Source organism: Streptomyces sp. NPDC056452 (genome assembly GCF_042796085.1).
Lineage (GTDB): Bacteria > Actinomycetota > Actinomycetes > Streptomycetales > Streptomycetaceae > Streptomyces.
Genome location: NZ_JBHTRI010000053.1, coordinates 24,588 through 30,938, shown reverse-complemented (window position 1 = coordinate 30,938; position 6,351 = coordinate 24,588). Strand labels below are relative to the sequence as shown.

Below are 6,351 nucleotides of genomic sequence, written 5' to 3'. Positions count from 1 at the left end.
CTGTTGCGGCCGGGCCCCGTTCCATTCCGTTCGCGGCTACGGGAAGGAGACCACCTGTGACGGGACGGTGGTGTCACCGGAGGTGGGGGATCCGGTGTCGTTGATGACGTGTTCGTACTGCCCCTTGCCGCCCAGGGACACCACGAGCAGGTCGTGGAACTTCACACCGGGCTTCACCGGTGCCTGGAACCCGTGGTGCTGCTGAATGGTCGGGTCGACGTTGTAGTAGCAGTAACTGCCCATGCCCCAGCCCTCATGGGTGGTCACCGAGTCGTCGACCTTGTAGGCGGCGTACCCCTTGGTGTCGCCGTTCTGGATGGCGGCCTGGTTGGGTGCGTCGTACGCCTTCTCGTTCTGGAAGAAGATCGTCTTGCCGTTCTCGCCGGACCACTGCACGTCGTACTTGTTGAAGTGCTCGACGAACAGCCCGGTCGCCAGGACGTCGTCGCCCTTCACATGGACGCCGTAGTCCGCCCGGTTGGTGTCCCAGCCGACGCCCTCGCCGTGGTCGGCGCGCCACACCCAGGTGTGGTCGATGATCGTGTCGTCACTGTTGACGACGATGCTGGTGGTCGCCTTGCCGGGGCCGGCGCCACCGATGCGCACGAACACGTCCTGGAGAGACGTGGGGTTGGCCGAGTGGTCGGCGGAGGCGCCCTCGGGGCCGACCTCGACGAGCGTCTCGGAGTTGACCGGACCCGCGTCGATCAGCAGACCGGCCAGCTTCACACCGTCGACGTCGCCGACCTTGATCGCGGTCACCCCGTTGTCCGGGATGATCGTGGCGAGCCCCAGGCCGAGGGCCACGGTGTCCGCCCGGTTGATGTCGATCGTCCGGTCGACGTGGTAGACACCCGGCGTGAACAGCAAGTGCAGCCCCTGCTCCACGGCCGCGTTGATGGTCTCGGCGGTCGCTCCGGGCTTGACCACGTAGAACTGGCTCAGCGGGATGGACTCGCCCTGCGGGGTGCCGTTGCCCCAGGTGGTGCCGCGTGCGTTGGTGCGCTTCGCGGGGACGAAGACCTTGTAGTCGGCGCCGTCCAGGTAGAGGAACGGCTTCTCGCGGGAGACCGGAGTGGTCTCGAGCGTGGTGTACGGGGGTTCGGGGAAGCTCTGGGCGGGTGCGCCCTCGACTCCGGAGAACGTCATGTTCCAGACGCCGTTGCCCCAGCTGCCGATGGAGCTGTCGCGGGTGTACCACTGCTGCTGCGAGTAGGGGCCGACCTGGCCGTCGATCTTGCTGTCGGCGATGTAGCCGCCGCTGGCCCACCCGTATCCGTCGGGCGCGAGGTTGAGCCCGCCCTTGACGTGCATGCGGCGGAAGGGGGCGGCCTGGGAGACGGCCCAGCGGTTGGTGCCGCTGACCGGGTTCAGGGCCAGGTTCTCGGCCGAACGCCAGAAGTTCTGGGTGGCGTTGCCGTTGAACCAGCCGGCGTCGACGGTCACATCACCGTTGAAGGTGGTGTCGTCGGGGTTGAGGCCGAGGCCGGCGATCGAGGTGTAGAAGCCGATCTGGGCATTGATGTTGCTGTACGTGCCCGGCTTGAACATCAACGCGTAGCGGTCGGTGCCGAACTGGGCCGACTCCTGCTTCTTGAAGATCTCGTCGACCTTGCCCTGGATGTTCGGGGTCGAGGGGTCGAAGACGAGGACGTTGGGGCCGAGGTCGCCGCCGCCGGGTATCTCCTGGATGTCCTCGCCGAAGGCCGTCTGGGTGGCGGGGACCGCCATGAGGAGCGACACGGCGAGCGCCGCGAAGCCGAAGGCCCGGAAACGGCGGCGCCTGTGGGGGGCGGTCCGGCCGGTGGGGCTCGTGGGGGGAACGTGCATGAAGTACATCTCCTGAGTCGTGGTACGGGTGCACGACGTACGTCCGAGAGAAGCGAGAGAGCGCTCTCTCGTGTCGGCGATGTAACCGTCATTGGTCAGGACGCGTCAAGAGGTGTGCGTCAGAAGCCCCAGCCGTTTGCTGATGACGCCACAATTAACCGCTGCGGTAAGGCAATTGGCCCGCTATGGGATCAGTTCACGGCGTCGTTGACTTCACAGGATGACGACGCGGCCCGGGCCCGTCCGGGTGACCGTGGTGCCGTCAATCCCTGACGGGCACGCCGTCATCCGGCGTCCGCGTCCTGGGGGGTCCGGATCTCGCGGATCACGCGGGCCGGATTACCCACCGCCACGACACCGGCGGGCAGGTCCCTGGTGACCACCGCGCCCGCGCCGACCACCGTGTTCTCACCGATGGTCACCCCGGGACAGACGATCACCCCGCCGCCCAGCCAGACGTTGTCGCCGATCGTAATGGGCTGCGCAGCCTCCCACTTGGCCCGCCGGGCCTCCGGCTCCACCGGGTGGGTGGGAGTGAGGAGCTGGACGTTCGGGCCGATCTGGACGTCGGCGCCGATGCTGATGCGGGCGACGTCGAGGAACACGGCACCGAAGTTGACGAACGTGCGGGCGCCGATCGAGATCCCGTAGCCGTAGTCCACCCGGAGCGGGGCCCGGACCTCCACGCCCTCGCCCAGCTCGCCCAGCAGTTCGGCGAGGGCCGCCCGCCTGGCCTCGGGTTCGGCGGCCGAAGCGGAGTTGAACCGCTCGCTCAGCAGGGCCGCGCGCAGCGCGTCGGCGGCGAGCTCGGGGTCGTCGGCGATGTACGGCTCGCCGGCGAGCATGGCTTCCTTCTGACTGGTCACGTCGTGAGCCCCTCAGTTGTCCGCGTTCGCCTCATCCGGACGGAACACGCTAGTTCAGCAGCGCCCGGGCGGCCCGGGCGCGTTCGCGGATCGCCTGCGCCGCAGTCGGTTCGATCGCGTCGACGACCTGGGCGTACTCCTCCATCTCCGCCGCCCCGCGCAGGAAATCCCCGCGCTGCACGAGGAGCTGAGCGCGCTCGTAGCGGAGCCTGGCCGGGTGCGAGGGCAGCAGCAGGGACAGTTCGAGCGCCCACAGCGCCACGTCCGTGCGCTCGGGGCGGGTCGCCGCCCAGGCCCTGATGTTGTTCAGGATCCGCAGCACGGTCTCCAGCGGTCCCGCGGGAGCCAGCATCGAGGCCTCGAGCGGTGCGCCGGTCGCCCCCGCCACCATCAGCTCCGCGTCCTCGCCGCTCAACGGCGCACCGCCGGCGAACGGGTCGGCCAGTACCCGTTCCGCCGGATCGCCGAACCCGACCACGAAGTGCCCCGGCAGGGCCACCCCGTACACGGGCGCGCCCGCCCGCCGAGCGACCTCGGTCCAGACCACGGAGAGCAGGATCGGCAGGCCCCGGCGGCGCAGCAGCACCTGCTGGAGCAGTGACGACTCCAGCCGCTGGTAGTCGGCGGACGAGCCGGCGAAACCGCACTGCTCGCCGAGCAGTTCCCCGAGCGCGGACGCCCACGCCGCCGCGCCGCGCGCACCGTACGGAAGGAGCCCCGCCAGCCGGTCCAGCTCGATCTGCGCGGCGTCGATGCCGTACGGATCCGCGGAGGGCGGGGAGTCGGCCGCCGTCGGGGATCCCGCCTCCGCGCCCACCAGCAGGCAGAGCAGCGCCAGGTCCGGCCGCTCCGCGCGTGCCTCGTCGGCGAACTGCCGCCGGCGTTCGGCCGCACCGGAATCCTGAGCGCTCATATGCGACTAATCCCCTGCTGTTCCCGCTAGGCGGACCGGAAGTGGTGGTACCGATGGTGGGTGGCGAAGCCCATGCCGTCGTACAGCGCGCGCGCACCGTCGTTGTCCGCCTCGACCTGGAGCCACGAGGCGGACGCGCCCTCGTCCAGCGCCTTGCGGGCCAGTGCGGTCATCACGGCCGTGGCAAGACCCCGGCGCCGGTACTCGGGGCCCACCTCCACAGCCATGAACCCGGCCCAGCGGCCGTCCACGACACAGCGTCCGATGGCGGCGGGCACCCCGTCGGCGCCCTCGCCCGGAACGGTGGCGAACCACACCGAGGGGCCGCTGCCGAGCACCTTCAGCACATCGCTGCCCGGGGCGTGCCCGGGGGTGCTGAAGCGCTGGTACCGGGAGAGCCACGCATCGTCCGTCCCACGGGCGAGGCGCACCGCGGAGACGTCCGCATCCAGATCACCGACCGGAGCCAGCGCCCCGATCCGCACTTCGGCCGACACCTCGCGCCGCCATCCGTGCTCCTCCAGCGCCGCACAGAGCTGCTCCTGCGTGCCCTGGGCGCCGGTGGCGGTCTGGATGTACGCGGGCAGGCCGCGCTCCCCGTACCACCGCAGGACGTGCTCCAGCGCCGCTTCGAGCGGCAGTCCGGGATCGCCGAGCGGGAGTACGGAATTGGCCCGGCGGGTGAATCCGCCGGCGGCGCGCAGCTGCCAGTCGCCCAGCGGCGCGCTCTCCACGGGCTGCCAGGCGCGCGCGGTGACGCGTGCGAGTTCGTCGAACGAGGCGGCGGGGCCGCGACGGCGGGCCGGCGCGGAGGGCACCACCTTGCCCGCGACCAGCGAAGATTCCGCTATGTGGACACTCTCGCCGCTCCGGGGCGTGATGGAGAGCACGCCGTTGTCCCACGATGTGAGAACCCCGACCGTGTCCGTGAACTTCGGGGTCTCACCGGGGGCACTGATCAGTTGGCGGACGGACACGCGTTTGCCCACGTCAGCAGCTGTCATGCGAACCTCAAGCCGTCCGCTGATGGTGAATTCCATAGCTCAGTACGCCCCTCCTGTTCGGATCGTGCCCCGGAACGGAGATACTAGGTGCGGGCATCGACGACGCCGCGCTCCCGCGCGAGAGCCAACGCCCTACCGAGGAGGAACGACAGCGTGACCTACGTCATCGCGCAGCCTTGTGTCGACGTAAAGGACAAGGCCTGCATCGAAGAGTGCCCCGTCGACTGCATCTATGAGGGCTCACGGTCCTTGTACATCCACCCGGACGAATGCGTCGACTGCGGAGCCTGTGAGCCGGTCTGCCCGGTGGAGGCCATCTTCTACGAGGACGACACCCCGGAGGAGTGGAAGGACTACTACAAGGCGAACGTCGAGTTCTTCGACGACCTCGGTTCGCCCGGTGGCGCCTCCAAGCTGGGTCTCATCGAGCGCGACCACGCCTTCATCGCCGCGCTGCCGCCGCAGAACCAGTAACAGCGGCCGCACGAGCGCCGCCCGGTCCCGTACGGCTCGTCACCGTGCGGGACCGAGGTGTTTCCAGGCATGCACGTCCACGTACGAGAAAGCAGAGATCCGTGTCTGCAGCAGTCCCCGTCTCCTCCCGGCTCCCGGTCTTCCCCTGGGACAAGCTCACGCCCTACAAGTCGACGGCTGCTGCCCACCCGGACGGCATCGTCGACCTGTCCGTCGGCACGCCCGTCGACCCGGTGCCCGAGCTGATCCAGCAGGCCCTGATCACCGCCGCCGACAGCCCCGGCTACCCGACGGTGTGGGGGACCGGAGCGCTGCGCGACGCCCTGACCGGATGGGTGGAGCGCCGGCTCGGCGCCGTCGGCGTGGAGCACGAGAACGTCCTGCCGGTCGTCGGCTCCAAGGAGCTGGTGGCCTGGCTGCCGACCCAGCTCGGCCTCGGCGCGGGGGACAAGGTGGCCTACCCGAGGCTCGCCTACCCGACGTACGAGGTCGGCGCGCGGCTCTGCGGCGCCGAACCCGTCGCCTACGACGACCCCACCGAGCTGGACCCGGCCGGGCTCAGGCTGCTCTGGCTCAACTCGCCGTCCAACCCGACCGGCCGCGTCCTGCCCAAGGACGAGCTGGTCCGGATCGTCGCCTGGGCCCGCGAGCACGGCGTTCTGCTCTTCAGCGACGAGTGCTACCTGGAGCTCGGCTGGGAGGCCGAGCCGGTCTCCGTGCTCCACCCGGACGTCTGCGGCGGCTCGTACGAGGGCATCGTCGCCGTCCACTCGCTCTCCAAGCGCTCCAACCTCGCCGGCTACCGGGCGGCCTTCGTCGCCGGCGACGCGGCCGTCCTCGGCGAGCTGCTCCTGATCCGCAAGCACGGCGGGATGATGACGCCGGCGCCGGTCCAGGCGGCGATGGTCGCGGCGCTGGCCGACGACACGCACGTGGCCGAGCAGCGGGCCCGGTACGCGCAGCGTCGCGCGGTCCTGCGGGAGGCGCTGGAGGCCCACGGCTTCCGGATCGAGCACAGCGAGGCGAGCCTCTACCTGTGGGCCACGCGCGACGAGCCGTGCTGGGAGACCGTGGAGTACCTGGCCGGGCTCGGCATCCTGGTGGCGCCGGGTGACTTCTACGGGCCGGCCGGGGACCGCTTCGTACGGGTGGCCCTGACGGCCACGGACGAGCGGGTGGCCGCGGCGGTCAAGCGGCTGGCCTGACGCGATGCGCCGATGGGCCTCGGGAGTGCGCACTCCCGAGGCCCATCGGCGCATCAGTG

At 70.2% G+C, this 6,351-nt stretch carries 6 protein-coding genes; 2 read left to right on the top strand and 4 right to left on the bottom strand.

Going from position 1 to position 6,351, the window contains the following annotated elements:
* Positions 1 to 36 precede the first annotated feature (36 nt).
* The 4 genes from ACFQ6X_RS33955 to ACFQ6X_RS33940 all read right to left on the bottom strand — a co-directional run bounded on the left by ACFQ6X_RS33955 (position 37) and on the right by ACFQ6X_RS33940 (position 4,649).
* Entirely contained in the window at positions 37 to 1,830 is a 1,794-nt protein-coding gene (locus ACFQ6X_RS33955; RefSeq protein WP_383187504.1) for a coagulation factor 5/8 type domain-containing protein, read from the bottom strand.
* 284 nt (positions 1,831 to 2,114) lie between these two features.
* Positions 2,115 to 2,675 carry a sugar O-acetyltransferase gene (locus ACFQ6X_RS33950; RefSeq protein WP_383187510.1) on the bottom strand — a complete coding sequence of 187 codons (561 nt, stop codon included), beginning with the start codon at positions 2,673 to 2,675 and terminating at the stop codon, positions 2,115 to 2,117.
* Between the two features lie 70 nt (positions 2,676 to 2,745).
* A complete protein-coding gene (locus ACFQ6X_RS33945; protein WP_383187498.1) occupies positions 2,746 to 3,609 on the bottom strand; it encodes a transglutaminase-like domain-containing protein in 864 nt (287 codons plus the stop codon).
* A 26-nt stretch (positions 3,610 to 3,635) separates the two neighbouring features.
* Complete coding sequence (locus tag ACFQ6X_RS33940; RefSeq protein ID WP_383187488.1) at positions 3,636 to 4,649, bottom strand: GNAT family N-acetyltransferase; 1,014 nt, start codon at positions 4,647 to 4,649, stop codon at positions 3,636 to 3,638.
* 117 nt (positions 4,650 to 4,766) lie between these two features.
* Here ACFQ6X_RS33940 and fdxA point away from each other — a divergent pair, with 117 nt between their 5' ends.
* Together fdxA and dapC are read left to right on the top strand one after the other, a co-directional pair.
* Positions 4,767 to 5,087, top strand: coding sequence for a ferredoxin (gene fdxA / locus ACFQ6X_RS33935; protein ID WP_014154250.1), 321 nt, complete (start codon positions 4,767 to 4,769; stop codon positions 5,085 to 5,087).
* Between the two features lie 101 nt (positions 5,088 to 5,188).
* Positions 5,189 to 6,292, top strand: a complete 1,104-nt coding sequence (dapC, locus tag ACFQ6X_RS33930) for a succinyldiaminopimelate transaminase (RefSeq protein ID WP_383187485.1) — start codon at positions 5,189 to 5,191, stop codon at positions 6,290 to 6,292.
* The last annotated feature ends 59 nt before the right edge of the window (positions 6,293 to 6,351 follow it).

Bases quoted from the DNA above. Each gene is read 5' to 3' on its own strand.
- ACFQ6X_RS33955 (WP_383187504.1), bottom strand. From the start codon at position 1,830: ATGCACGTTCCCCCCACGAGCCCCACCGGCCGGACCGCCCCCCACAGG.
- ACFQ6X_RS33950 (WP_383187510.1), bottom strand. From the start codon at position 2,675: ATGCTCGCCGGCGAGCCGTACATCGCCGACGACCCCGAGCTCGCCGCC.
- ACFQ6X_RS33945 (WP_383187498.1), bottom strand. From the start codon at position 3,609: ATGAGCGCTCAGGATTCCGGTGCGGCCGAACGCCGGCGGCAGTTCGCC.
- ACFQ6X_RS33940 (WP_383187488.1), bottom strand. From the start codon at position 4,649: ATGGAATTCACCATCAGCGGACGGCTTGAGGTTCGCATGACAGCTGCT.